The organism is Staphylococcus pasteuri (genome assembly GCF_030547725.1).
GTDB lineage: Bacteria > Bacillota > Bacilli > Staphylococcales > Staphylococcaceae > Staphylococcus > Staphylococcus pasteuri.
Map to the genome: position 1 here is coordinate 1 of NZ_JAUOQO010000983.1, position 235 is coordinate 235.

Annotated in this window: 1 protein-coding gene; it reads right to left on the reverse strand. The window is 49.8% G+C overall.

Annotated elements, in window-relative coordinates:
- Nucleotides 1-231 (reverse strand): metallopeptidase TldD-related protein (locus Q4528_RS16125; protein WP_303522778.1); only part of this gene is annotated, 231 nt, incomplete at its 3' end.
- Between the last annotated feature and the right edge of the window lie 4 nt (nucleotides 232-235).

Below are 235 nucleotides of genomic sequence, written 5' to 3' on the forward strand. Positions count from 1 at the left end.
CGGTAGAGGCAAATGGGCATAAGACTCGCGTCGGCCATTACCGGTAGAATGCGTATTCATAAGCTGGGCGTTGTGCTTGTCTTGCATGTAGCCTTTAAGCACACCTATTTCAATCAATACATTGTATTGGCCTGGCGTACCCTCATCATCGATACTGACCGAACCACGACGATTTCCCATCGTGCCATCATCTACCACTGTACATAAGCTGGAGGCGACTTGCTCACCCATGCAG